24 protein-coding genes and 1 pseudogene are annotated in these 23,898 nt (G+C 64.0%); 5 read left to right on the plus strand and 20 right to left on the minus strand.

What is annotated here, in order from left to right:
- Positions 1-22: 22 nt before the first annotated feature.
- The 20 genes and pseudogenes from OP494_RS16475 to OP494_RS16570 all read right to left on the minus strand — a co-directional run bounded on the left by OP494_RS16475 (position 23) and on the right by OP494_RS16570 (position 18,444).
- A complete protein-coding gene (locus OP494_RS16475; protein WP_280542525.1) occupies positions 23-646 on the minus strand; it encodes a hypothetical protein in 624 nt (207 codons plus the stop codon).
- Positions 647-758: 112 nt separating this feature from the next.
- Positions 759-1,484, minus strand: coding sequence for a 3-oxoacyl-ACP reductase FabG (gene fabG / locus OP494_RS16480; protein ID WP_280542527.1), 726 nt, complete (start codon positions 1,482-1,484; stop codon positions 759-761).
- The gene (locus OP494_RS16485; RefSeq protein WP_280542529.1) at positions 1,481-1,954 is read right to left on the minus strand and encodes a hypothetical protein; all 474 of its coding nucleotides are present in this window, start codon (positions 1,952-1,954) and stop codon (positions 1,481-1,483) included. Before OP494_RS16485 ends, fabG begins: the two co-directional genes overlap by 4 nt.
- Before the next feature lies 1 nt (position 1,955).
- Positions 1,956-3,158, minus strand: a complete 1,203-nt coding sequence (locus tag OP494_RS16490) for a beta-ketoacyl-ACP synthase (protein WP_280542530.1) — start codon at positions 3,156-3,158, stop codon at positions 1,956-1,958.
- Positions 3,155-3,751, minus strand: a complete 597-nt coding sequence (locus tag OP494_RS16495) for a DUF3261 domain-containing protein (protein ID WP_280542532.1) — start codon at positions 3,749-3,751, stop codon at positions 3,155-3,157. The genes OP494_RS16490 and OP494_RS16495 overlap by 4 nt, the downstream gene beginning before the upstream one ends.
- On the minus strand, positions 3,748-5,019 hold the full coding sequence (locus OP494_RS16500) for an NAD(P)/FAD-dependent oxidoreductase (RefSeq protein ID WP_280542534.1): 1,272 nt from the start codon (positions 5,017-5,019) through the stop codon (positions 3,748-3,750). The genes OP494_RS16495 and OP494_RS16500 overlap by 4 nt, the downstream gene beginning before the upstream one ends.
- Complete coding sequence (locus OP494_RS16505; RefSeq protein WP_280542537.1) at positions 5,016-7,331, minus strand: hypothetical protein; 2,316 nt, start codon at positions 7,329-7,331, stop codon at positions 5,016-5,018. Before OP494_RS16505 ends, OP494_RS16500 begins: the two co-directional genes overlap by 4 nt.
- Before the next feature lie 20 nt (positions 7,332-7,351).
- A complete protein-coding gene (locus OP494_RS16510) occupies positions 7,352-7,948 on the minus strand; it encodes an outer membrane lipoprotein carrier protein LolA (RefSeq protein WP_280542540.1) in 597 nt (198 codons plus the stop codon).
- A 40-nt stretch (positions 7,949-7,988) separates the two neighbouring features.
- Positions 7,989-8,963, minus strand: a complete 975-nt coding sequence (locus OP494_RS16515; RefSeq protein ID WP_280542543.1) for a glycosyl transferase — start codon at positions 8,961-8,963, stop codon at positions 7,989-7,991.
- The gene (locus OP494_RS16520) at positions 8,960-9,718 is read right to left on the minus strand and encodes a glycosyltransferase family 2 protein (protein ID WP_280542546.1); all 759 of its coding nucleotides are present in this window, start codon (positions 9,716-9,718) and stop codon (positions 8,960-8,962) included. The genes OP494_RS16515 and OP494_RS16520 overlap by 4 nt, the downstream gene beginning before the upstream one ends.
- Positions 9,711-11,567, minus strand: coding sequence for an AMP-binding protein (locus tag OP494_RS16525; protein ID WP_280542548.1), 1,857 nt, complete (start codon positions 11,565-11,567; stop codon positions 9,711-9,713). Before OP494_RS16525 ends, OP494_RS16520 begins: the two co-directional genes overlap by 8 nt.
- The gene (locus tag OP494_RS16530; RefSeq protein ID WP_280542551.1) at positions 11,557-12,132 is read right to left on the minus strand and encodes a hypothetical protein; all 576 of its coding nucleotides are present in this window, start codon (positions 12,130-12,132) and stop codon (positions 11,557-11,559) included. Before OP494_RS16530 ends, OP494_RS16525 begins: the two co-directional genes overlap by 11 nt.
- 8 nt (positions 12,133-12,140) lie before the next feature.
- The gene (locus OP494_RS16535; protein ID WP_040242746.1) at positions 12,141-12,404 is read right to left on the minus strand and encodes a phosphopantetheine-binding protein; all 264 of its coding nucleotides are present in this window, start codon (positions 12,402-12,404) and stop codon (positions 12,141-12,143) included.
- Between the two features lie 155 nt (positions 12,405-12,559).
- Complete coding sequence (locus OP494_RS16540; protein WP_280542555.1) at positions 12,560-13,267, minus strand: beta-ketoacyl synthase chain length factor; 708 nt, start codon at positions 13,265-13,267, stop codon at positions 12,560-12,562.
- A gap of 372 nt (positions 13,268-13,639) precedes the next feature.
- A pseudogene (locus OP494_RS17185) lies at positions 13,640-13,778 on the minus strand (KGG domain-containing protein); the annotation flags it as partial.
- Positions 13,779-14,095: 317 nt separating this feature from the next.
- Positions 14,096-14,416, minus strand: a complete 321-nt coding sequence (locus tag OP494_RS16550) for a YnfA family protein (RefSeq protein ID WP_280542561.1) — start codon at positions 14,414-14,416, stop codon at positions 14,096-14,098.
- Positions 14,410-15,936: an ABC transporter permease gene (locus OP494_RS16555; RefSeq protein WP_280542564.1), complete on the minus strand. Its 1,527-nt coding sequence runs from the start codon at positions 15,934-15,936 to the stop codon at positions 14,410-14,412. Before OP494_RS16555 ends, OP494_RS16550 begins: the two co-directional genes overlap by 7 nt.
- On the minus strand, positions 15,933-16,631 hold the full coding sequence (locus tag OP494_RS16560; protein WP_280542566.1) for an ATP-binding cassette domain-containing protein: 699 nt from the start codon (positions 16,629-16,631) through the stop codon (positions 15,933-15,935). The genes OP494_RS16555 and OP494_RS16560 overlap by 4 nt, the downstream gene beginning before the upstream one ends.
- The gene (locus tag OP494_RS16565; protein ID WP_280542568.1) at positions 16,628-17,479 is read right to left on the minus strand and encodes a putative selenate ABC transporter substrate-binding protein; all 852 of its coding nucleotides are present in this window, start codon (positions 17,477-17,479) and stop codon (positions 16,628-16,630) included. The genes OP494_RS16560 and OP494_RS16565 overlap by 4 nt, the downstream gene beginning before the upstream one ends.
- Before the next feature lie 104 nt (positions 17,480-17,583).
- On the minus strand, positions 17,584-18,444 hold the full coding sequence (locus OP494_RS16570) for a MurR/RpiR family transcriptional regulator (protein WP_280542571.1): 861 nt from the start codon (positions 18,442-18,444) through the stop codon (positions 17,584-17,586).
- A gap of 282 nt (positions 18,445-18,726) precedes the next feature.
- On the opposite strand from OP494_RS16570, the gene zwf reads away from it, so the two are divergent.
- The 5 genes from zwf (at position 18,727) to OP494_RS16595 (ending at position 23,806) form a co-directional block, all read left to right on the plus strand.
- Positions 18,727-20,202 (plus strand): glucose-6-phosphate dehydrogenase, encoded by a 1,476-nt coding sequence (zwf, locus tag OP494_RS16575; protein ID WP_280542573.1) that lies wholly within the window; start codon positions 18,727-18,729, stop codon positions 20,200-20,202.
- Positions 20,203-20,220: 18 nt separating this feature from the next.
- Complete coding sequence (gene pgl / locus OP494_RS16580) at positions 20,221-20,895, plus strand: 6-phosphogluconolactonase (RefSeq protein WP_280542574.1); 675 nt, start codon at positions 20,221-20,223, stop codon at positions 20,893-20,895.
- Between the two features lie 32 nt (positions 20,896-20,927).
- Positions 20,928-21,590 (plus strand): bifunctional 4-hydroxy-2-oxoglutarate aldolase/2-dehydro-3-deoxy-phosphogluconate aldolase, encoded by a 663-nt coding sequence (locus OP494_RS16585; protein ID WP_280542576.1) that lies wholly within the window; start codon positions 20,928-20,930, stop codon positions 21,588-21,590.
- 216 nt (positions 21,591-21,806) lie between these two features.
- Positions 21,807-23,123: a sn-glycerol-3-phosphate ABC transporter substrate-binding protein UgpB gene (gene ugpB / locus OP494_RS16590; RefSeq protein WP_280542577.1), complete on the plus strand. Its 1,317-nt coding sequence runs from the start codon at positions 21,807-21,809 to the stop codon at positions 23,121-23,123.
- Between the two features lie 65 nt (positions 23,124-23,188).
- On the plus strand, positions 23,189-23,806 hold the full coding sequence (locus tag OP494_RS16595) for an ABC transporter permease subunit (protein ID WP_348521707.1): 618 nt from the start codon (positions 23,189-23,191) through the stop codon (positions 23,804-23,806).
- The last annotated feature ends 92 nt before the right edge of the window (positions 23,807-23,898 follow it).

A 23,898-nucleotide genomic window follows, 5' to 3' on the forward strand; every position in this document is an offset into this window, starting at 1 on the left:
GCCACACGGCGTAAGGCGCCGGTCACGCCGACGGCGCCTCCTCTTCCTCGTTCTGGGTCGCCGCCGGCGGCTGGTGACTCAGAAACTCGCCCACGCGTTCCGGCTCGCTTTCGCCGACACGGCATAGCTGGACGGCGATCTCCGCATATTGCATCAGCACCGGCACCAACAAGCGTTGCCGCTCGGCATTGTCGCCGGTGGCGCGTGCCTCGCCGTCGAACCACTCGAAGAGCCGTGCCAGCCGCGCGTAGTTGGGATCACCGCGCCCGCTATTGCCGCGCAGCGCATCGATGGACAGACAGCGCAGCACATTGCGCTTGTTGGGATCCAGCCCTTCTTTTTCCAACAAGCGTTCGGCATGTTGCATGAAATGCTCTGCCAGCAGCGCCGTGGTCTGCGTACGCCCATGATGAGACAAGGCATCGAGGCTATCGTGCAGGGCACGCTGCTGCTGGGAAAGCTGCTGCCACAGCGCCAGGCCCAGCAGAGCGAGGATCGCCAGCGCACCTAGCGCAAGCACGAACGCCCCCAAGGGGATCAGCGCCGATGGCGGAAGCGGCCAGGCGAGGTCGGTGGCCGACAGCAGCACACCCCCCAGCAGGGCGATGGCGAAGAGTATGGCAAGCATCAGAGCCAAGCGTTTCATCGAGTCGTATCCATTGCCTCAGGCATCTGCCTCATTATCGGCCCCATTGCGCCAAGCTTGATGGTGGCAAGCGACATCCTCCCCATAGGGTGTTTACAAAATAGCTTCTCACTCAGCACATGCCGCCGTTAACCGGCAACACCTGACGCGTCATATAGGCCGCGTCCTTTGAGCATAGAAAGCTCACCACGCCGGCGATGTCTTCGGCCTGGCCGGTGCGTCGCATGGGGATCAGCTTGAGCACTTCTTCCTGGGATAGGTGATGCGTCATATCGGTGTCGATCCACCCCGGCGCGACGCAGTTGACGGTGATATGGCGCTTGGCCAGTTCGATGGCCAGCGCCTTGGTGGCGCCGATGATCCCCGCCTTGGCGGCGCTGTAATTGACCTGGCCGCGATTGCCGATGAGCCCTGACATCGAGGCGATGGTGACGATGCGCCCCGGCTTGCGGCGCTGGATCATCGGCATGACCAGCGGATGCAGCACGTTGTAGAAACCGTCGAGATTGGTATGTACCACGCTGTCCCAATCGTCGCCGGTAAGCGCGGGGAATGGGTTGTCGGCGGTGATGCCAGCGTTGCAGACCACGCCGAAATAAGTGCCGTGGGCCTCGATGTCCGCTTCGAGAAGGGCGCGTGCCTGATCGCGATCGGCCACGTCGAAACACACAAGGCGCGCCTCGCGGCCCAGTGCGCGAATTTCTTCGGCGACGCATTCGGCGTCCTGTTCGCGCGAGCGGTAATGAAGGACGATGTCGAAGCCGTCGTGCGCGAGGCGCAGGGCGGTGGCGCGACCGATGCCACGGCTGGCACCGGTCACCAGGATGGTGTCGGTCATCGAGCGTTTTGCCTTTCTACAGGAGAAGAAGAAGTTGCCGGTGTTGGCTGGAAGATGCTCAGGCGGCCTTCGGCGAGGCGTTGGCCCGCCGCCGTCGATAGTGTGCCGGAGAAGGCCCGCACGCCGTTGTCGGCGACGAATTCTCGCGTCACCTGGACATGCACTGGCTCGTCGAGGGCAAAGTTATCCACATGGGCATGATAACGCCGGCTGGCGATCAAGAAGCCGGGCGGCGGCGGTGCGCCGTCGATATGCGCCCAAACCCCGGCCCAGGCGGCGACGCCCTGGGCCATCCATTCGAGACCGACCCAGGCGGGAATCGCCCCGTCCTCGACGAAAAGGTCGCTGTCTCTGGGCGTGATCTCGACGGTGGCGCCTTCGGCGTCGTAATCCAGCAGCGTGTCGAGTAGACACATGGCGCCGTCATGGGGAACGAATGGCCTGACCGCGCAGGGGAGCTCAAGGCGCATGTCATGCCTCCTCGCGGGTCATCAGCAGCGCGGCGTTATTGCCGCCGAAGGCGAAGGAATTGCTCAGCGCATGCTTGAGCGGACGCGGCGTGTGCTCGGGCGTAACCGTAGACATGACATAGTCGAGGGGTGGCAGCTCGGGATCGGGTACGGCGTCGAAGACATGCACCGGCAGCCGCCCGCGGTCGAGTGCCAACCAGCAGAACGCGGCTTCCAGCGCGCCGGCTGCGCCCAGGGTGTGGCCGGTCAACGCCTTGGTCGAGCTGCACGGCGGCGAGGTGGCGAATAGCGCCGCGACCGCCTTGGCCTCCATGCTGTCGTTGTGGCGAGTACCGGTGCCGTGCAGGTTGAGATAGTCCACCGCCTCGGGCGCGCAGCCGCCCATTGCCAGGGCTTGGCGCATCGCCTCGTGCGCGCCGCTACCATCCGGACGTGGCGCGGAGACGTGATAGGCGTCGCTGGACTCACCCGTACCGCTGAGCTGAATGCCGCCGTCTTCCGGCGTGACCACGAACAACGCTGCCGCCTCGCCGATATTGATGCCGTCGCGCTGCGCGGAGAACGGTAGGCAAGGGCGCTCGCTGATCGCTTCCAGGCTGGCGAAGCCGTTGACGGTCAAACGGCAGAGGCTATCCGCGCCCCCCGCGACGACCGCGTCACACGTCCCGCTGGCGAGCAGGCGTCGAGCGCTGGCCAGGGCCCGTGCGCTGGAGCTGCACGCCGTAGAAAGCGCATATACCGGTCCCTGGGCGCCAAGACGCTGGGCCACGAAGTGTGCCGGTGCGCCGAGTTCCTGATTGGCATAGCGGAACGCCTCGGGTAGCGGACCCTCGCGGCCCGCTTCGGCGATGGCGTGTTCGGTCTCGCCGATGCCTGAGGTACTGGTGCCGATGACCACGCCGATGCGTTCGGGCGCCACCGACTCGCGCAACGTGTCGAGCGTGTCACTGAGCCGCTGCATGGCGAGTGCCAACAAGCGGTTGTTGCGGCTGCGCTGCTCGGGCGGCCAGTCGTCCCAGTCGGGGAGCGCGCATGTAACCATGCCCAGCGGTAGCTCGCGTTCGGGTGTGAAGACAGCGCTGGATGTCAGCCCGCGTCGCCCGTTGAACAAGGCGTCGGCGATGGTCTCCAGATCGTCTCCGAGGCTACACACCACGCCGGGGCGCGACAGACGACAGGGTTGGCGGTTGGCGGATGGTCTCATCGCGAGGCCTCACGGTCGGTGGGCGAATCGAGCGGCGCGATGCGCAGTCGATAGTCGCCTTGAAAATCTTCCAGCAATACGTCGCTGTCATTGTTTATATCGCGTTGCGCGGGGGGTGGCGTAATGCGCGCGACACGCTCGCCGCGATAGGCGATCAGGCGCTGTTGGCGATTTTCGTCGAGCGTCCAGTCGCTATCGGCGAAGGCCTCCTCGAGCGCCGCGCGGGGCCACAGCGACCATTCCAGCCGCGTCGCCAGCCAGTCCGGCGGAAACGGCAAGGCATCCTCGCGCGGAGCGTCGCCTTGCTCGAAGCGGCTGCCCGAGGCGTCGCGCACCAGCGTCGTCAGGCGCTGACCGTAGGGCGTGGTCAGCACCACGCGCATTTCATCCGAGGCGAGACGCAGCACGGCGATCAGTGTCTGTGTGTCTGCGTTCTTGTCGTCAGGGACGAAGGTCAGGCGCCGGGTGAGCGTTTCCGAGCGTTGGGCCTGATCCAGTGCCGGATGGGGTGCAATGGGAGGCGCCAGCGAGCAGCCGCCGAGCAGCATCAGGGCACACAGCGTGATCGCTAAGGGGAAGCGTGCCAGCTTCATGAGCGTACCTCGTCGCGTTGGGCGCAGATCTCGGCAAGCGTCGCCAAGCGGCGTCGTGAGGCGGTGACGAAAGGATTGTCGCGGTCCCAGGCGTAACCGGCGAGCACGCCGCTGATCCAGCGCTTGAAGCGCGGCGGCGGTGCCTCGTGAAAGACGATGGTTTGCAGCGTGCCGGCGTACCACGCCTCGACGAAGGCGCGGAAGGTATCCACCCCGGCGCGCAACGGTGTCTCGAAGGCGGCGTGCCAGTCGATTGCCTCGCCGCGTAGCTGGCGGTCGACCAGGGGCGCGGCGAGGTGCGCCGAGTGCAGGGCAATGGTGACGCCGGAGGAAAACACCGGATCGAGAAATTCCCCGGCGTTGCCGAGCAGTGCGTAACCGGGGCCGTGCAGGCGCGTGACGCTGGCCGCGTAGCCGCGTATTTCGTTGACCTCGCGCACGCGCCGCGCCTGGTGCAGGAGCTGGCGAAAACGGGGTTCACGGTCGATCAAGGTTTGCCAGCGCGCCTCGGGGGTGTCGCCATGCGCGGCGAGGGTGTCGATATCACCGACGACACCCACCGAGGCGCGTCCATCGGCGAAAGGGATCAGCCAGTACCAGATGCCGGCGTCCTCGGGGTGCACACCGATGAGGATTTTCTCGCGGTCGTAATCGGCGTCCTCGATACCGTCCTCGACATGGCTGAAAATCGCCATGCGTGGCTCGGCGCGCGGATCGCGCTCGAGTGCTTCCAGGCGCGCCAACACACGTCCGTAGCCGCTGGCATCAAGCACGAAACGCGCGCTCAAGTGGCGCGTCGCCCCCTGTTCGTCCTCGAGTTGCAGGACGGGGCGCGCGGCATCGGCGTCAAACGCGGTGACCGTGGTGCCGAACTCGAGCGTCGCGCCCTGGGCCTCGGCGGCGTGGACCAGGCGCTGATCGAAGTCGGCGCGCGGGACCTGGTAGGTGGTGCCCCAGCCGGGCGTGGATTTCTCGCGGAAATCGATGGTCGTGGTCCGCGCGTGGCGCGTGAAGGCGGCGCCGTTCTTGGGTTGATAGCCGCCGGCCTGGACCGTCTCCAGCAAACCGGCCGCCTCGAGATAGGCCATGCTCTGCGGCAGCAGGCTTTCACCGATGGCAAAGCGCGGGAAATGGCTGCGCTCGATGACATGCACGCACCATCCGAGGCGGCTCAGGCGCGCGGCGGCCGCTGCCCCGGAGGGTCCGGCACCGATGATGGCGACGTCGCAGTCGGCGGCTTGCGGGGATGCGTCGGTGTGCATGTTCATCCTGCGTCTCCTCGTGGCCCGGGCCTGAGCAAGTAGACCAGCCCCCACACCGCGGCTAGGCCGATCAGGCACGTCAGGCCGAGATAGTGAAGCGCCGGAGTGGCACTGAAAGCGAGCAGCCCGAAGGCCAGCAGACTGGTCAACGTGGACAGGCTGATGGCCAGCCAGGCGGCGGCCTGGCGGGGGTGCTCGGCATTGAAGATACCCGCGTCGAGGCCGATGCCCAAGACCAGCAACAGCCCCAACTGACTGAAGACGTTGAGCGGAATGCCGGCCACCGCGAAGCTCGTCAATACGATCAGCGTAGCGCCCAGCGGGGGCAATAGCACTCGCCAGGTACGCCGACGATAGCGCAGGGCCAGCCCCGCGCCCAGCAAGATGAGGCCCAATGCCAGCCATTCGGCGATATGCGTGCGCAGCTCGCCGAGCAGCCCGGACAGGCGTTCGATACGATCGACATAGGTGACACCGGGCGTGTCGGCGGCGAGTTGCCGCAAGGGCGCCTCGCCGTCGCCGTCCGCGACGCCCTGAAGCGCCACGCTGGCGGCGACGTCGCCGTCGTCGGTCTTACCCAGCCACAGGCGGCGTTGCGGCTCCCCGAGCGGCGAGTCGAGCCAGGTGGCGACATCCAGCAGCGGGCTCTCGTCGAGGCGGGCGCGTGCCCGTTCGGCCAGTGTATCCGGCAAGTTCGCGCGCTCGAGCAGGTGCGTGAGCGGGGCCTGGTAAAGGCGTTCGACACGGGCCAGGTCGGCGTTTTGCCGCTCGGGCGGCGGTACGCTGTCGGCAAGGTCGACGTGCCCGCTGATCACGCCCTGGCGTTGCAGCGTGTCTAGCGGCATGTGCAGGGCGTCCAGTCGGCCGAGTAGCGCGGCCTCGTCGTCGCCGCGCACCAGCAGGTAGTGCGTGCCGGTATCGTTGCCTAAATGCTGTTGCACGATGCGCTCTTGTTCGAGCAAGGCATCGGGCGATGAACTGAGCAGCCGTAGGCTGTCGTCGCTGTGCAGGCGCCAGACGCAGAGCGCGAGCAGAACCATTGCGGCCACGCCCACAATGCCGGGCTTGAGGCGCCACGGCGAGCGGGTGAGGCGTTCCCAGCGCGTCGCCAGGCGCGCGGTGGCCGGCGAGATGGGCAGGCGCAGGCGGGGCAGCCACAGCACCACCGACAGCCAGGCACCCAACAGCCCCAGCGCGGCGAAGACTGCCATCTGGCGCAGGCCCGGCAGCGGTGTGAGGGTCTGGGCGAGGTACGCGACCAGGCTCGATGCCAGACCCAGCGTGAGCCCGGGCAGCAGGGCGCGGAGACGAAAGTCACGCCCGGCGATGGCGCGATGACTCTGCAGATGCAGGGCGTAATCGATGGCGATGCCGATCAGGCTGGCGCCGAAGGCTAGCGTCAGCAAGTGCAGACTGCCGAACAACGCCAATGTCAGGGTCAGCGCCATCAGCAAGCCGCTGCCTAGCGGTAGCAACAGTGCGAGCAGGACGCGCGGTGAGCGAAAGACGACCAGCAGCACCGCGATCAGGCCGAGCAACGCGCCCAGGCCGATGGTCGATATCTCGTGCTTGGCCTGTTCGGCCCCGGCCGCGGCATGAAAAATCAGCCCCGAGCGCAATAGCGTCGCCTCGGGGTGCGCGGCCTGAAAATCCGCCAATGCCGTGGTCAGGCGCTGCTGGGCGTCCGGCGCATAGGGGGAGGTGGCGAGCTTGCCGATCAACAGGTTAAAACGCCGGCCGTCGACATCGACGCTCAAACGGCCGTCGTGCGGGGTGATGCGACTCGTGGTGCGCTCCTCGAGCCAGGCATCGAGCAAGCCGAACGGGTCGCGTCGCAAATCCGGGCGCGCGGCGGGCGAGAACAGTGTCTTCAGTGCGGGCGCGACCAGCGACTCACCGCCGTCGGCATCGATGGCCTGGCGTATCTCGGGGGTCAGCAGGCGATAGCGATAGGCGTCGAGTGCCGCTTGAGGGTCGTCGTCGAGGAGATCGGTGTCGCGCCAGGTCAGGGTGTCGATCACCGACGCAGCGCCGTCGTCCCCGGTGAGCGCCTCGGCCAGCGCAGGCGTGGTGCTCGCCAGATCGTCGGTGTGTACCAGCAGCACGAAACGGTCCTCGAAGCTCGTGCCCAGCTTGGCACTGGCTTGCTCCACCAGCGGGGCCTGACGGTCCTCCGGCAGCATGGCGGTGAGCCGGGTGTCCGCGGGCAGGCCGTCGCGCAGCAGCCAACCGAGTGCCACCAGACACAGCAGATGGGCGATCAGCCAGGCCCAGGCGAGGTAACGGGGCGCGCGCGAGGCGGTGGGCAAAGGCGACATGGGCAGTCCTGGCGATCCGGTCAGCGGGTATCGGCGTCGGGGAGGGCGTCGATCGCCTCGGGCGTCAGCGGCGTCTGGTCGCTGAAGTCGACGCTCAAGCGGTCGCCATCGGCGGTGTGCATCTCCAGATGCTCGACGTAGCGGCCGCCGGCCAGGCGAATCTCGCCGATGCGCTCGGCGAGAGCCGAGTCGCGCGGGGTGAGCTTGACGCGCCAGTCGTCGGCGTTGCCCTCGAGCGTCTGGGTAAAGCGGGAATCCAGTGCCGACCAGTCGCCGCCGAGTAGACGCAACAATAGCGCGGCGATCTGCTCGCGACCGGCCTGACGGGCACTTTCAGCTTGCGTGGCGTCATCCGCATCGGCCGGCGTGAGCACCAGGGTATCCTCCACGGGCGTTTCCAACTGCCAGACGACCTTCTCGTCGCGCACATAGGCGAAGCGCCCCTGGCTTTCGAGCTCTGTTTCGACATCGGCGAGCCAACGGATCTGCGTGAAGTGGCCTTCCAGCGCCGGGGTCTGCTCGAGACGTTCCTGCAGTGCCTGACGGTCGAAGGCGTGTGCGGCGAACGGCAGTCCGACGAGCCCCAGGCAGGCGTAGGCGATCAAGCGGCGCATCATGTGCTTTCTCCCGTGTCGAGATGACTCGCGGCGATGAAACTCAGTCGTCGTCGCGTGTGTGCGTTGTCGAAGAAGCCCAGAAAGGGAAGAAGTTGAACCATTGCAGGGGCTGGCGCTGGCATTGATCGGTCAGCCATTGTACGTAACGACGCATGGCTTGCTCGCGCCAGGCATCGCGCTCGACGCGTTTGACGTGGGTGGTGTCGTCGAAGTCATTGAATTCCACCCGATAGCCTTCGGCGTCACGCAGACAGGCCACCGTGTAGAGCGGGCAGCGCAACAGGGTGGCCAGATGGAACGGGCCCTCGGGAAAGTGGGCGGGCGTGCCCAGGAAGTCGAGCGTCTGGGTGCGCCCGCCGTCGTGGATCGGCACGCGGTCGGCGGCGATCATCACGAAGCGCCCCTGTTGAATGCGCTCGGCGAGTAGCATGGCGGTGGCCGGGGTGATCTCGCTGACCTCGATGATCTCCGGCGCGCGACGCAGGTCGCTGCGGGCCAGCAGCTCGTTGAACTTGCTGGCGTTGCGGGTATGCATGATCTGCACCACGTGGAAGTCGTCGCGACGTTCCTGCATGGCGCTGCAAACTTCCAGATTGCCGACGTGCGAGACCAGCACCAGACCGCCGCGTCCGCTGCGGATGGCGGCGTCGAGACGAGCACGGTCCTCGCCGTCGACCCGCGCCTCCAGGGTACGCCCGCTCCAGGCATCGATCTTGTCCATCAGCATGCCGCCGAAGACCAGGAAATGACGCAGGCTCAGCCAGTGCACGCAGCGCGGCGCCCGCCCGGCATACAACGGCCAGATGCGCTTGAGATAATCCTGCGACGCCCGGCGGGGAATGTGGCGTATCGCGTAGTAGTAAAGGATGACCGGTACCAGCATGAGCCGAAACGGCCAGCGTCCCAGGTGGCGACGAATCCAGATCATCAGGCGCATGCCGGCCAACGTGCCGGACTCCTGAACGCGCGACCAGTGCCGTGCATCGCGTTGCGTGTCGTCGTCGCTGGGGGTCATCCGGTACTCCTTGTCATTCGCGCATGGCGGCCTAGCAGGCGTGGCAGCCGCCGCAGCATACCGGCGAGCAAGCGTAAATGCATGGCGGTGAGTTGGCGATTATCGCGCCACATGGCGAAATGCGAGACGCCATCGAGGGGATAACTCACCCGCACGGGCAGGTTTTCGACCGGACGTGCGTCCCATATCCAGCGCACGGGCAGCTCGGTATCGAACTGCATGCGGTCCCCGCAGGGGTGCTGCGCGACCAGGTGGTTGGTCGCCGCTACCGGATACAGCTTGACGCCGCACATGGTGTCGCGCAGCGCGAAGGAAAGTGTGCTCAACCACACCAGCGAATGGGTGAGGTAACGGGCGTAGAAGCGGTGGCGCGGTACGCTGGCGTCGAAACGCGGGTAGCCGATGCGCAGCGTGGTGTCGTCGGCATTGAGGCCAGCGAGAAACGGCGGCAGGTCGTCGGCGTCGTGCTGGCCGTCGGCATCGACTTGCAGGGCGTGCGTGAACCCCAGCCGCTGTGCCTCGCGCAGGCCGGCCTTGACCGCCGCGCCCTTGCCGTGATTGTGCGGCAGCTTGAGCAGGTGGGTGCGGGGTGCGTCGGCGAGGCGTTCGAGAACGGCGGCACAGGCGAGCTCGCAACCGTCGTCGATCAATAACAGGGGAACCTCCAGACGGCGTAGCGCCTGGCAGGTACGTCCCACCGCGTCGGCGTGGTTATAGACCGGAATGATGACACAGGCGCGGGCGTCGTCACGCATGGCACGCGCCCTCAGGCCGCGTCAGCGTCAGCGTGCCGGTCCCGTGAGTCCCGCGCTGGCTGGTGAACGTGAAGCGTAGTCGGGTCGTCATATCGTTCTTGTGGGCGTTCTTGTGGGCGTTGTTATGAGCGTTGTTGTGGACATTGTCAGGGGCGTGGTGATGAACGTTGTCATGAGTCGTTTCATGCAGGCTGTCATGCGTGGCGTCGAGCGTCAGTGTGACGCGTTCCCCCGGTAGCAGCAGCAGGGGAAACTTGATGCGAGCCATATCGCGGCACACGCCGTGCAAGCCGAGGCTCTCGCGCGCGGCGTGAAGCGCCCAGCGCACCATGACCACGCCGGGCACCACCGGCTGCGTCGCGAAATGACCTTCGACATAGGCGAGGCGTTCGGGCACTTCCAGGGTCACGCGCGCGCTTTGCGGGCCGTCCAGTGTTTCACCCAGCCAGCGAGGCGCGCGGGGATCATCGAGATCCGCGAACAGGCGTGACAGGCACGTCGCGCCGAGTTTGCCCTGGGCATCGCGTGGCCAGGCCTCGACGAATCGCCAGTAGCGTGGCAGCACGGCGTTTTCGAAGCGTGGCGCCAGGGCGGTGCGTAGCGCCTGGATCAGTCGGCGTCGTGCGTCATGAGTGTGCGGTACGGCTTCGGGGGCGAGTTCGACGATGGCGCCCAGACGCCCATCGCGTCTCGGCAGGGGAACGCAATGGGCACGTCGCACGTCTGGCAACTCACCGAGGGCGCGGTCGAAGGCGGTGAGCGAGACACGCTTGCCGCCGACCTTGGCGATACGGTCGCTACGGCCGAGTAGCCGAAAGCGGGTACCTTCGACGACCACGCGGTCGGCTTGCGGCGTCCAGGTCGCGGGTGTGCTCAACCAGGGGGCGCGCAGCCATAGTCGATGCTCGGCATCGTCGCGTACCTCGACGCCGGGAAAGGCGGTCCAGCCGGCATCTCGGGATTGAATGCGCCAAGCGATGCCGCCGGTTTCTGAGCTGCCATAGACTTCGCGTACCTCGGTACCCAGCAGGCGCTGGGCATGCTCGGCAGCGTCGCGCGGCAGGGGCGCGCCGGAGGAGTGAATGCGTGCCAGGATGCCATCGACTGCCGGCCAGTCGAGTGTCTCCGGGAGCCGCTCGAGAGTCGGTGGGGCGCTGATCAGCACCGCCTCGCGCCGGGTTTGCGCATGCCAGCGTGCTAACCACAGATGTAAGGTTTCCGGGTAGCGGCACATCTCGGCGGCGAACGGTGCACGCTCGCACAGCGGGCGCAGCACGCTGAACAGTAGGCCGTAGATATGTTGGTGGCTCACCTGACTCAAGGTCAGGCGTGCCTCGAGCGGCCATAGCGCGGCATGCATGCCAAGCTCCGCATCGAGCTGGGCGAAGCTCTTGTCGAGGCGTTGCGGTTCGCCGGTAGAGCCGGAGGTATAAAGCGTCACGGCGATGCGTGCCGCCTCGAGTGTGCCCCAACGTGGTGCGTGAGGGGTGTCGCTCGCCGTCAGGCCGCCAGGAATATCTCCCAGACGTGCGGCATCCAGGGCATCGAGGGCCTCGAGTGTCGCGGGGCGCGTGTCGGCCGGCAGGATGACATGGTCGCCGCGTTCCCAGGCGGCGATCAATGCACAGCCGAAGCGGTACGGATCGTGTGTGCTCAGCATCCAGCTGCAGGGGGATTTGGCATGCGCGTCCAGCGTCGCCTGCCAGGCGCCGACGTCGGACTGGAACGTTTCCAGCGTTCGCCAGGGCGTCTCGGCGTGAGCGTCGGTTTGCCAGGCCACGGTGCGTGCAGGGTCGCATTCGCGCCATGGGGCGGCCAGCAGCGGACCGTGCGCCGCGTCATTCGTCATCAGGCGTTTTCCTCACCTGGCGGCGGATCAACCATTCACCGCCGAACATCGTTGCTAGTAGGGCATAGACGATGCCCCCGTTGTAGAGCGTCCACGTGGCCAGGTCGGCGTAGAGTGCGGTCCATAACGCGATGCTGCCATTGATGGCGAAGAATACGCACCAGGCCTGCGTGACGCGACGCGTATAGCGAACGCCGCGTGGTCCGAGTTGGGGTTCGCGGCGCCGTGCCAAGCGCTCTATGACGCTAGGCGGGCGTGCCAGGCTGTACGCGAAGGCGGCCAGCATGGCGGTATTGAGGAGCACTGGCCAGGCGCGCACGCCGAGTTCGGCGTGGCCGGCAGTGAGTATGGCCCCGCCGACGATGAGCAATCCCCAGCCCCAGTGTCGGTGCGCGGCCGGCAGTCGCCACCAAGCCAGCGCGACGAGAGCGATCAGCAATGGCCAGGCGCCGAGACGCGGCAGCAAGGCATGCACGGCCAGCGGCCATCCCAATGCCAGGATGCCAAGTAGCAGATTGAACAGGGCCGAGCGCGGTGCGGTCGACGACGGGGTACGGGAACTCATGCTGGGCTCTACGCGGTGCGACGCTCCTCAACCAGCGCGGCGAGCGTGCGCAGGTTGCGGAAGTGGTGGCGTGTTTCGTCACTATCGGATTCCAGCTTGATACCGTAGCGCTTCTGCAGGGCGAGCCCCAGTTCCAGGGCGTCGATGGAGTCCAAGCCTAGGCCTTCGACGAACAGCGGCTCGTCGGGATCGATATCTTCCGGCGTGACGTCCTCGAGCTCGAGGGTATCGATGATCAGGTGCTTGAGCTCTTGTTCCAATTCGCTCGTCATGGGCGACTCCATTCTCGTCGATGCAGCATAAGGCGTATGTTGTGTGCGTAAACGTTGCCGACGGCGGGGCGCACTATACCGGCTGGGCTATGATACAGGGTGTAAGCGGGTATAGGGCAGGGCGTCGATGGGCATGAGGCGATCTCGTCCATGCATTATTCGGCGCGTACCAACGACCATGCCTGGCGTGGCCGGTGGCAATGGAGTTCGTCGCGTGTGCCGCATAGCCAGTCGATGAGATCGCTGGGCTGTGGGCTGTCCTCGGCGGTATCGTCGCTCGCCAGTGGGCGTGAAGTGAGCGCCCAGGCGTTATGCGCGGGCGTCAACGACACGCGGAGTGCCACGGCGGCGGTGTCGATCGGGGTCGTGAAGTGCGCGGCGAAGCGCGCGGGGATCGCTTGCTCGGCGAAGGCGATGATCACTGTCGGCTCGCCCTGGGCCAGATATCCCTGGGCTTCGACGAGCAGCGCGGCAAACTCGTCGCCAGAGGCGGCGATCGCCTGCTGGGTGCGGCGATTGCCGCGCCCGATCGAGTACACACCGGGGATGGCATTATGCACCGAGAGCCCGAAGCGTGCTGGCGACAATGGCGCTTCCTCGGCCAGGGTATTGAGCATCTCCAGGGTGCGCTCGCCATCGCCGTGGCGTGAGGCATACAGCAAAGGGCAGTCGGCATTGGCGTCGAGCTCGGCCAGCATGTCGCAGAGTGCGCGACCGATGCCGGTCAAGCGGCGTCGCAACATGGCGGGCACATGGCTGCCGGCGGGTTTTTCCGCGACGCTGAGGCGGGGCTGCGACATATCGCGGCGGCCGGGCTGCCAGGCGCGCCAGTCATGCACATACATCATGGCCGGTGTCGTCATGCAGACGTTTTCCCTTTCGTCGGCAAATGCCGCTGGCTCGATTCGTGGTGTGAGTGACAACGTGTACGGACGTTTACCCTACCCGAGTCGTGGCATGATGGCTACTGTCTCGGGGCGCCGACATGAGGGCTGCGGGGCGATGATGAGGCGCAAAAAAAGACCGCCCTGGCGGGCGGTCTGGCCTGAGGCCAAACCCGCATGTGCGGGCGCAGGGAAACGGCGCTTGGCGCTGATGTGCAACGCGCGTGAACGTAAGTGCTGTAGGTGTCAGCCTATGTCAATGCCGTGTGACTGGCTGTCAGCCATGGCGGCGAAAGGCGTAGGCAAAGCTTGCGGGGTGGCGCAAGCGACTGGCTATGCACTGGGTGATCGTTACGAGGCATGGGGGGAGCGTTGGCGCCCACCTTTGCGGCCCGCCTCGCGAGCGCGATTGGTATCTTGCTTGAAGTTGCCGGGGCTTTGACGGCCACCCTTGCGTCCCGCTTCGGCGGCGCGCCCCGGGTCGTGCTTGAAGTTGGTGGGGCTGGCCTGGCCGCCCTTGCGTCCAGCCTCGGCGGCGCGTCCGGGATCATTGGCAAAATTGCCGGTGCTGCGTTTTGGCGTTGAAGAAGGCGATGTTGGGGGCGGCGTCTCTTCGTCCTTGATCAGCGGGCGTGGCGGTGTGGTCATGTGAACCTCGTCGATGGAACACGTTAGCGACACGAGACCAGGCAGTCAGCCTGTCACTGGTGATGCTTCCCCCTCCATGGGGTGGCTGCATCGTTTCCAGACACTAGCAGGTTGACGCGCAACACAGCGCAGCAAAACGTAATCTTCTACGGTGTTTTCTTATCGCCACCCGCTGGCGATCACGCCCATCCCGGTAAGCGCGAGACCGGCGCCGATCCAGTCGGTGGGTTGCAGCGATTCGCCATCGACCGCCCACAGCCAGCCCAGGGCGCAGACTACATAGACGCCCCCGTAGGCGGCATAGATACGTCCGCTGGCGGCGGGGTGCAGCGTCAAAAGCCATGCAAATAGCGCCAGGCTGGCGGCTGCAGGGATCAGCAGCCAGGGCGAGCCTTGCTGGCGGAGCCACAGCCAGGGCAGATAGCAGCCGACGATTTCCGCCAGGGCGGTGGCGATGAATAGCAGCGTCGTGATCAGCATGTGGCTTCTCCTGCGGGGCGGTCGCGCTCGCCTGGGGTGTCGGCGATCTCGCGCGGTCGGTAGCGGCGTGCCAGGGCGTCAACGGCGATGTTCAGGCCGGCGGTGATCAGCAGCAGGAAGAATGCCTGATCGAACATCAGATAGGCGAAGCTGGAGTCGATGTGAAAGCCCAGCGTGGCGATGCCGAGCATGCCCAGTAGCGCGGTTTCACGAATGATCGTCTCGGCGCGGTAGAACAGCAGCGCCAGCAAGCCGCCATAGAGGCGTGGCAGCAATTCGTAGGTATAACGGGAAGATGCCGGCAGTGCGTGGCTGCCCGGTACGATGGCATCGGCATGTCGCGCCACCAAAAAGGCGATCAGTGCGCCGTTGTGTAACGACAACGCCAGCCAGGCGGGCAGCATCGATGGGCCGAGCATCAACAGGAAGATGAAAGCCAGCATCAATTCCGGCGTCGAGCGCATCAAGATCAAGACGCCTTTGCCTGCCATACGGGTGGGGCGGTTGCCGAAATGGCGGCTGGCCAATGGCCACAGCAGCAAGGCCACCACCAGGCTACCGGCGGTGCCCATCAGTCCCAGCAGCAGGGTGTTGCCGATGGCGGGCAGCAGGTCGGGTATTTCGCCGAACCACTGCCAGAGCCCGCTCCAGTTCCCTTCGAGCAGAGGTTTCGGCCATAGGTCGACACTGATGAACCGCCACAACAGGGCGCCGTCGATGTCCGGCCAGGGCCCGAGCAGAAATAGGCTTCCCAGCGCGATCCAGGGCAGCAGGCGGCGGTGTCCCCATAGATGCAGCGAGGCGATCATGAGATAGAACACCCACAGCAAGGCGCCGGCCTCGGGATAACGCCCCTCGCGGAAGGCGCTCTCCAGATGGAAACCTAGCGTCGGCAGGCCCACGAACCCCAGCAGTACGCTCGAGCGCATGGCGCATTCGAAGCGATAGCGGGTGTAGCTCGAAAGCCTCGCCCAAACCATGGGCAGTTCGGCATACACGAAACGCGAGAGACGCCCCACGCCCTCGGGCAGGGCATCGACCGGTGCGCGTGGCGTGAGTTCGAGGATCTCGGCGTAGACCTTGGCGAAGATGCCAGCGTAGGGAATCGTCAGGGCGGCGATGGCAGTGACGGCGGAAAGGCCGAAGACCTGCAGCAGGAGCAGCGCCCAGAACAACTCATGGATGGCGCGCACGAACGCGCAACTACCGCGTAGTAGGCGCGAGCGCGGGGAGAGCAAGGCCAGCGGGAAGCCCAGTACCACGCCGAGCAGCGTTCCCCACAGCGCAAACCCGATGGTCAGGGCGATGGCGTGGGGCAGTGATTCGGTCGCCAGCATATCGGGATGCAGCAGGCCGGCGAGCATGCGTTCCAGCTCGGCCCAAGGATCGTGGGTGGTGATCGCCAGGTCGGCGAATGGCAGCAATACCAGACACAACGCGATCAGCCCTAGCGAGCGCCGAGCGAGGCGCAAATTGAGAGAGTCACCGGCGAGCAGGCCTGGCGCACGTTCGGCACTCATGCCGGCTCCGGTTGGGCATCAGACGAGTGGGCGTCAGGATAGAGCGTGTCGAGATCGTCAAGCGTCAACTCGCGCGCCGGCGCGTCGAGTATCAGTTGGCCGTCGCGCAGACCCCATACGCGGTCGAAATGCGTCAACGCGAGTTCGCGCTGATGCAAGGCGATCACACAGGTGGCGTGCTGGCTCTGAACCATATACAGCAGGCGGCGTGCTTGGTGCGGGTCGATGCTGGCGACCGGTTCATCGCCGAGAAAGACCTCGCGGGCCTGATAAAGCGCCCGGGCGATGGCCACGCGCTGGCGTTGGCCACCGGAAAGTTGTGCCACGGGACGCTTGAGCAGTCCTTCGAGGCCCAGCTCGCCGCAGAGTGCCTGAATGTCTCGCCAGGCGTCGCGGCGCGGGCGCAGCAGATTGATGAGATTGGCAAGCGCAGAGTGGCGCTCCAGGCGGCCCATGTAGACGTTGTGATAGACCGACAACGGCGGCACCAGGCCATGCTCTTGCGGACACCAGGCTACGCGGTGGCCGAGGCGCTGGCGCAAGGCGGCCAGCAGGGTTGATTTACCCACCCCGCTAGGACCGAGCAATGCCACGCGCTCGCCGGCCCGCAGCCCTAGCGAGAGATCGGCGAGAACGGTGTGGCGTGCATGACCCAGCGCCTCGCCGTCGAAGCGAACGAGTTCCTCCACACTCACCGCAGCAGGCCTAGTTTCTCGCCGACGTCTTCGATGGGTTGATAGTCGTCGTTGTCGGCGGGAATGAAACCTTGACGGGGGAAGCTCTCGAGCAGCTCGGGGTCGTGCATGTCGAGCAGTGCCTGACGCACCTCGTCGGTAAAGCCGTCCCCATAACGGCCGTCGACGTCGCCACGCACGGTCCATTGATAGTCGGGGTAGGTCGGCGTCTTCCAGATCACGTCGACTTTATCGGTATCCACGCGTCCATCGGCCACGGCGGCGTCCCAGACCTTGAAGTTGACGGCGCCGATGTCGTAGGTGCCGGATTCGACCAGGGCGATGGTGCGCGTATGGTCCCCGGAAAAACCGACGCGCGAGAACAGCGACTTGGGGGGCGCCCCGAACTGTTCGCGGATGTAATATTCCGGCATCAGGCGTCCGGAGGTGGAGGTCTTGGCGCCGAAGGTGAACGACTTGCCCTGCACGTTCTTGGGCAGGTCATCGCCCTGCGTATCGACACCGCTGTCATGGTTGGCGATGAAGTAGGTGCGGAATTCGGCGTCTTCCTTGCCTTGCGCGATGGCGCGAGAGTCGGGCACCAAGCGGCGCGCCTGAACACCGGTCAGGCCGCCGAACCAGGCCAGTTGCACCTGGTCGTTGCGGAAGGCCGAGACGGCGGCGCTATAGGATTTGACCGGCACGTACTCGACCGCCACGCCCAGTTGATCCTCGAGGTAACGCGCGACCTTGTCGAAGCGCTCCTCGAGCCGCGACTGGTCTTCGTCGGGGATGGCCGTAAAGCGAAACGTTTCCGCCGTGGCGGCGGTGCTGACGAGAATCAGCAGGCAGGCGACGAGCCAGCGCATGGGCATACTCCTTGGGAGAAAAGCGGTTTAAACGACGCAATGAGCGTGGTGAGACGCTCATTGTCGTGACTGCGCGGTGTGGCGGCAAGCACGCCCCACGACGTTCACTCGTCGTGGAGCGGAAACCGCGTGGCTTGCAGACTGTCCTTTATCTTCTTGAGGTGCGGCAGGAAGTCTTCGCCGCGACGCAGCGTGACGCCCGTCGCCAGTACATCGATCAAGGCTAGATGGATCATGCGCGAGGTCATCGGCATGTAGACATCGGTGTCTTCCGGGGTGATGACCTCGAGCGTTTCGGTACACTCATGGGCGAGTGGCGAGTCGGGCGCGGTGATGCCGAGCACGATGGCGCCATTGTCACGCGCCACACGGGCGATCTCGACCAGCTCGCGGGTGCGGCCGGTGTAGGAAACGATGACAATGACGTCGCCGGTATGAGTGGCGGCGGCGACCATGCGCTGCATCAGCACGTCTTCATAGGCGGTGACGGGCAGGTTGAAGCGAAAGAACTTGTGCTGCGCATCCTGCGCCACGGGGCCCGAGGCGCCGAGGCCGAAGAAGCTGATCTGCTTGGCCTGGATCAGATAATCGACGGCGCGTTCGACGCGCTGGGAGTCGAGCGCGCGGCGGGCGTCATCGAGGGCGGCAATGGTGGCGCCGAAGATCTTGTCGCCATAACTTGCGGCACCATCGTCACGCTCCACGCTGCGGCTGACATAGGGCGTGCCGCCGGCTAGGCTTTGGGCCAGTTTGATCTTGAAGTCGGGATAGCCCTTGGCGTCGAAATTGCGACAGAAGCGATTGACCGTTGGTTCGCTGACCGCCGCCGCCTGCGCCAGCGTTGCGATGCTCATGCCAGTGGCGGCGGCCGGATCGTGAAGAATCACGTCGGCCACTTTGCGTTCGGAGCGATTGAGTTCTTCCAAACGGGAACGGATACGGTCGATCAGATCGAAGGCTGGCATGCGTAATGGGAGTCTCTGTCTGCCAAGGGTGTCGAATTAACTACGTTGTCACGTAACTACATTCTCAAGGAACTACGTTTTCAAGTGACGACGTTTTCAAGTAACTACGTTGTGTTAGATAAGGCATCCTAGCGTGGTGGCGCAGGGTCGCCAAGCCAAGTCGTTCGCGGTTGGGGACAAACGCGTGCTGCAATGGTAGTAAATTTACATAATATATTTGCCGAGGAGCCCTGATATGGCTTATTTTATAGGTAAGTTAACCAGATTTTTGGGGGCCGCGTCATGAGTCGAGATATCACGCCCGATGTCGATCTGGCCCTTTTCGGGGCGCTTGGCGATTTGGCGCTGCGCAAATTGTATCCGGCATTGTACCACCTGGATCGCGAAGGGTTGCTCGGCGATACCACGCGTATCCTGGGGCTCGCGCGCCAGGAACACGATGTCGACAGTTTCCGCACCAACGTCAAGGAAGCCCTTAACAAGCGGCTCAAGCCCAACGAGCTGGAAAAGGCTTGTCTCGAGCGGTTCCTGGCGCGTCTCGACTACCAGCAACTCGACTTTGCTACCGTCGCGGGGTATGACGCCATTCGCGATTGGCATGACGCCACCGCGCGCCCCATGGTGGTGTATCTAGCGGTACCGGCCAGCATTTACGGCGATATCTGCGCCAATCTGCATGCCAGTGGCAGCCTTGATGACGAGACTCGCGTGGTGGTCGAGAAGCCCATCGGCTACGATCTCGAATCCTCCATTCAGATCAACGATGCCATCGGTGATGTTTTCCCCGAATCGCGCATTTATCGCATGGATCATTACCTGGGCAAGGAGACGGTCCAGAATCTGATCGCGCTGCGCTTTGCCAATCCACTGTTCGGCAATCAGTGGAACCAGAACCAGATTTCGCATGTGGAAATCACCGTCGCCGAGAAGGTGGGCATCGAAGGCCGTTGGGGGTATTTCGACGAGGCGGGGCAGTTGCGTGACATGGTCCAGAACCATTTGTTGCAGCTGCTGTGCCTGATCGCCATGGATCCGCCATCGAATCTCGACGCCGACGCCATTCGTGACGAGAAGGTCAAAGTACTCAAGGCGCTCAAGCCCTTGGTAGGTGAAGAGCTATCGCGCAACGTGGTCCGTGGTCAATACATCGGCGGCTCCGTAGACGGCGAGAGTGTACCGGGCTATCTCGACGAAGAGGGCGCCAACACCGCGAGCCATACCGAGACCTTCGTGGCCATGAAGCTTGAGGTTGCCAACTGGCGCTGGGCGGGCGTGCCGTTCTATTTGCGTACCGGTAAGCGCATGCCGGAAAAGATGTCGCAGATCGTCATCCACTTTCGCCAGCAGCCGCACTATATCTTCGATCCCGACCAGCGTGGGCTCGCGGCCAACAAGCTGGTCATCCGTCTGCAGCCGGAGGAAGGCATTGCGCTGCAGGTGCTGACCAAGGACAGTGGGCTCGACAAGGGTATGCGCCTGCGGCCCGGACCGCTGCACCTGGATTTCAATCACGCCTTCCCCAAGACACGGATTCCCGATGCCTACGAGCGCTTGCTGCTCGAGGTGATGAAAGGCCAGCAATACCTGTTCGTGCGTCGTGACGAGGTGGAGTACGCCTGGAAGTGGGTAGATCAGCTGATCGCCGGCTGGGAAGCGCGGGATATGCCGCCACGCCGGTATCCGGCAGGCTCCTGGGGGCCCGTGGCGTCGATCGCCATGATTACTCAGGACGGGCGCTCCTGGTATGAAGACTATTGATTTGATAGGCAGCCGATTATGACAAGCATCGATGAAGGCCGTCGTTACCTCGCCGAGCGTCTTGCGGATACCGTGGCCAAGGCGCTCGAAGCCGACCTGGCCAGTCGCGAACGGGTGCTGCTGGTCGTGTCCGGCGGCTCCACGCCGAAGCCGTTCTTCAGCGCCCTGGCGACCAAGGCACTGCCTTGGTCGCGTATTGACGTGACACTGGCCGATGAACGTTGGGTGGCCGACGACGATGCCGACAGCAATGCACGTCTGGTCCGCGAGACGTTGCTCGTCGGGCCGGCCGCCGAAGCGCGTTTTCATTCCTTGACCACCGACGACGACACCCCCGAGGCCGGCGTCGAGACGGTGTCGGCACGTGTCGCGTCGCTGCCATGGCCGGCCAGCGTGGTCGTCCTCGGTATGGGCGGCGACGGGCACACGGCCTCGCTGTTCCCCGACAGCGAACAGCTGGCCACGGCACTTGAAACATCCGAGGCGGCGGTGGCAGTGCATGCGCCCAGCGTACCGCAGGCGCGCATTACGTTGAGTGCCGCGCGCCTGGCCGATGCCCATCTGCACGTCCTGCACATGACCGGCGAGGACAAGCGTCGGGTCCTGGCCAACGCGTTGGGTGGCGATGATGCCCGGCAATTGCCGATTCGCACCTTCCTTTCCCAGCCGATCGCGACGTATTGGGCGCCCTGAGCCCTGCGTTTACGAATACCCGGAGCATCCCCATGACTATCGACAAACAGCTTCCTTCCACCCGCACGACGGAACTCGACAGTATCTGCCAGAAGGTGGAGGTGATTCCGGTGCTGGTGATCGATCGCCTCGAGGATGCCGTGCCCATGGCGCGCGCTCTGGTCGAAGGCGGGCTCAACGTGCTCGAGATTACCCTGCGCACCGACTGCGCACTGGATGCCATCCGGCGTATGCGTGCCGCATTGCCGGGCGTGAGCATCGGTGCTGGCACCGTACTGACACCCGCTCAATACCGGCTGGCCGAAGAGGCCGGCGTGGATTTCGTGGTCACGCCCGGCACGACCGAGGCGCTGTATCGCTATGGCGTGGAAAGCCCCGTGCCGATGCTGCCGGGGGTAGCCACGGTATCCGAGTTGATGACCGGCTGGCAGTATGGCTATCGGCGCTTCAAGTTCTTCCCGGCGGAAGCCAGCGGTGGCGCCAAGGCGATCAAATCCATTGGTGGCCCGATTCCCGACGCTCACTTCTGCCCCACTGGCGGCATCACCGTAGACAACGCCGACGATTATCTCAGTCTACCCAACGTGATGTGCGTGGGCGGCTCATGGCTGACGCCCAATGACCTGGTCGAGAACGAAGACTGGGATAGCATTCGCGAACTGGCGCGCCAGGCCGCCGAACGCTTTCATCACTAACGCTTTCATTATTAGGACGACTTGCTATTCAGCAGGCAACCGCTTCTCTCTCGACAGCTGATGCTGTTCTTCCGACCCGCCGTTTGGCGGGTCTTTTTTTGATTCATCGCATGTTGTCAGGATGGCGTAGATGGTCTGCCGTCATCTAATTGAAAGATTCCTTGCCTAGTCTGGCGCAAGTGGCATCGAGCCCTCGTACTGGACAAGGAGACTTTCATGCAACGTACTTTCCTGCTTTCTTCTCTTGGCATCACGCTCGCCCTGGGAGCCTGCGCGAGTAGCGCTCAGGCCAATACCGAGATTACTTGGTGGCATGCCATGGGCGGTGCGCTGGGCGATAAGGTCGACCAGATTGCGGCCGACTTCAATGCTAGCCAGGATGAATATGTCGTCAATCCAGTCTTCAAGGGTAACTATACCGAAACCATGACATCGGCGATCGCCGCCTTCCGAGCGGGCAAGGCGCCCCAGATCGTGCAGATCTACGAGGTGGGTACTGCGACCATGATGAGTGCTAAAGGCGCCATCGTGCCGGTTTATCAGTTGATGGCGAATGCCAATGTCGATTTCGACCCGAGCGCCTATTTACCAGCAGTGGCGGGATACTATACCGATCCCGAAGGACGCATGCTGTCCATGCCTTTCAATTCCTCCACGCCGGTTACTTATGTCAATCGAGATATTCTGGAAAAGGCTGGGATCGATGAGTTGCCCGATACGTGGCAGGGGCTAGGCAACGTGCTCGAAAAGGTGGTCGATTCCGGTGCTGCAGAATGCGGCCTGACCACCACTTGGCCGTCCTGGGTGATGCTCGAGAATTACTCGGCACGCAACGATATTCCCTTCGCTAGCCAAGCGAACGGTTTTGAAGGGCTGGATGCGCGGCTGAAATTCAACCAAACCGCTGTGGTCGATCATATTCAGCGTCTCGAGGAATGGCAGCAAGACGGGCGCTTCGCGTTCGGTGGCCGCAAGGACGAAGCCGCTCCCAAGTTTTATTCTGGCGAGTGCGCCATGATGATGGCTTCCTCCGCCTCCTACGCCGGGGTCAGGGAGAATGCCAGCTTTGATTTCGGTGTCGCACCACTGCCTTATGACGCCGATGTGATTGATACCCCTAACAACACCATCATTGGCGGGGCCTCATTGTGGGTGCTCGACGGCGCTAGCGAGGCTCAGGAAAAGGGCAGTGCGCAGTTCTTCGAATACCTTTCTTCGCCCGAAGTGCAGGCTGACTGGCACCAGTTCACCGGTTATCTGCCGATCACCGAGGCGGCTGCCGAACTGACCCGCGAGCAAGGCTTCTATGCCAAGAATCCAGGTACTGAGGTGGCGATCAAGCAGATGACCGGCTCCACACCTACCGAAAATTCCAAGGGACTGCGATTGGGCAACATGGTGCAGATCCGGGACGTCATTAATGGTGCATTGGAAAAGATCTTCGCTGGCGAGGTCGGTGTGCAGTCAGGTCTCGACCGAGCAGTCGAACAGGGTAATGCTCTACTGGATCAATTCCAGAACGCCAATAGCTGATTCGCTGGTCATTCCCGTCCGTCACCGGTAGCGCCGGTGACGGACGGGTGTCGTGGAGATGTCGCATGGCCTACTTTCAGCGCTCTCATCTCACGCCCTGGTTGCTGTTGGCACCACAGCTGATCATCGTGAGTGTGTTTTTTTTCTGGCCGGCATGGCAGGCGGTACAGCAGGCGTTCTATATCGAGGATGCTTTCGGTCTGTCGCAGCAATTTGCTGGCCTGACCAACTTTATTGCTGTGCTCAGTAATCCGGATTACTACAGCGTCATATGGACCACGGTAGTGTTCTCGTTGTCGGTGGCGCTAGGCGCTATGAGCATTGCGCTTTTTTTGGCGGTGCTTGCCGATCGCGTTATCAAGGGTGCGAGTACCTACAAGACGTTTCTGATCTGGCCTTATGCAGTGGCACCGGCGGTGGCGGGAGTGTTGTGGCTTTTTCTATTCGATCCCTCAATTGGGTTGGTAACTGCCCTGTTGGAACGCCTAGGTATCGAGTGGAATCACAACCTTGAAGGTGGTCAAGCGTTGTTGTTGGTTATCCTGGCATCTGTATGGAAGCAGATGAGTTACAACTTCGTATTCTTCTTGGCCGGGTTGCAAGCGATTCCCAAGAGTTTGTTGGAAGCAGCGGCCATTGACGGTGCCAACCCTATGCGTCGTTTTCCTGGGTTCATAGAATAACCGCAGCACTTTGGACCGCCAGGTAGAGGAAGGAGGGCCAGCGCCAGTACCCTCTCGACTTTACCGACCAAAGTGAAGCAGAGCATGGGATA

Source organism: Chromohalobacter sp. 11-W (assembly GCF_029889905.1).
GTDB lineage: Bacteria > Pseudomonadota > Gammaproteobacteria > Pseudomonadales > Halomonadaceae > Chromohalobacter.

What these genes read in the sequence shown, in the direction of transcription:
- OP494_RS16485 (WP_280542529.1), bottom strand. Translation starts at nt 1,954, where the DNA reads ATGCGCCTTGAGCTCCCCTGCGCGGTCAGGCCATTCGTTCCCCATGAC.
- OP494_RS16520 (WP_280542546.1), bottom strand. Translation starts at nt 9,718, where the DNA reads ATGCGTGACGACGCCCGCGCCTGTGTCATCATTCCGGTCTATAACCAC.
- fabG (WP_280542527.1), bottom strand. Translation starts at nt 1,484, where the DNA reads ATGACCGACACCATCCTGGTGACCGGTGCCAGCCGTGGCATCGGTCGC.
- OP494_RS16585 (WP_280542576.1), top strand. Translation starts at nt 20,928, where the DNA reads ATGACTATCGACAAACAGCTTCCTTCCACCCGCACGACGGAACTCGAC.
- OP494_RS16495 (WP_280542532.1), bottom strand. Translation starts at nt 3,751, where the DNA reads ATGAAGCTGGCACGCTTCCCCTTAGCGATCACGCTGTGTGCCCTGATG.
- OP494_RS16555 (WP_280542564.1), bottom strand. Translation starts at nt 15,936, where the DNA reads ATGAGTGCCGAACGTGCGCCAGGCCTGCTCGCCGGTGACTCTCTCAAT.
- OP494_RS16595 (WP_348521707.1), top strand. Translation starts at nt 23,189, where the DNA reads ATGGCCTACTTTCAGCGCTCTCATCTCACGCCCTGGTTGCTGTTGGCA.
- OP494_RS16540 (WP_280542555.1), bottom strand. Translation starts at nt 13,267, where the DNA reads ATGACGACACCGGCCATGATGTATGTGCATGACTGGCGCGCCTGGCAG.
- OP494_RS16505 (WP_280542537.1), bottom strand. Translation starts at nt 7,331, where the DNA reads ATGTCGCCTTTGCCCACCGCCTCGCGCGCGCCCCGTTACCTCGCCTGG.
- OP494_RS16510 (WP_280542540.1), bottom strand. Translation starts at nt 7,948, where the DNA reads ATGATGCGCCGCTTGATCGCCTACGCCTGCCTGGGGCTCGTCGGACTG.
- OP494_RS16525 (WP_280542548.1), bottom strand. Translation starts at nt 11,567, where the DNA reads ATGACGAATGACGCGGCGCACGGTCCGCTGCTGGCCGCCCCATGGCGC.
- OP494_RS16535 (WP_040242746.1), bottom strand. Translation starts at nt 12,404, where the DNA reads ATGACGAGCGAATTGGAACAAGAGCTCAAGCACCTGATCATCGATACC.
- OP494_RS16515 (WP_280542543.1), bottom strand. Translation starts at nt 8,963, where the DNA reads ATGACCCCCAGCGACGACGACACGCAACGCGATGCACGGCACTGGTCG.
- ugpB (WP_280542577.1), top strand. Translation starts at nt 21,807, where the DNA reads ATGCAACGTACTTTCCTGCTTTCTTCTCTTGGCATCACGCTCGCCCTG.
- OP494_RS16490 (WP_280542530.1), bottom strand. Translation starts at nt 3,158, where the DNA reads ATGAGACCATCCGCCAACCGCCAACCCTGTCGTCTGTCGCGCCCCGGC.
- zwf (WP_280542573.1), top strand. Translation starts at nt 18,727, where the DNA reads ATGAGTCGAGATATCACGCCCGATGTCGATCTGGCCCTTTTCGGGGCG.
- pgl (WP_280542574.1), top strand. Translation starts at nt 20,221, where the DNA reads ATGACAAGCATCGATGAAGGCCGTCGTTACCTCGCCGAGCGTCTTGCG.
- OP494_RS16565 (WP_280542568.1), bottom strand. Translation starts at nt 17,479, where the DNA reads ATGCGCTGGCTCGTCGCCTGCCTGCTGATTCTCGTCAGCACCGCCGCC.
- OP494_RS16500 (WP_280542534.1), bottom strand. Translation starts at nt 5,019, where the DNA reads ATGAACATGCACACCGACGCATCCCCGCAAGCCGCCGACTGCGACGTC.
- OP494_RS16475 (WP_280542525.1), bottom strand. Translation starts at nt 646, where the DNA reads ATGAAACGCTTGGCTCTGATGCTTGCCATACTCTTCGCCATCGCCCTG.
- OP494_RS16530 (WP_280542551.1), bottom strand. Translation starts at nt 12,132, where the DNA reads ATGAGTTCCCGTACCCCGTCGTCGACCGCACCGCGCTCGGCCCTGTTC.
- OP494_RS16550 (WP_280542561.1), bottom strand. Translation starts at nt 14,416, where the DNA reads ATGCTGATCACGACGCTGCTATTCATCGCCACCGCCCTGGCGGAAATC.
- OP494_RS16570 (WP_280542571.1), bottom strand. Translation starts at nt 18,444, where the DNA reads ATGCCAGCCTTCGATCTGATCGACCGTATCCGTTCCCGTTTGGAAGAA.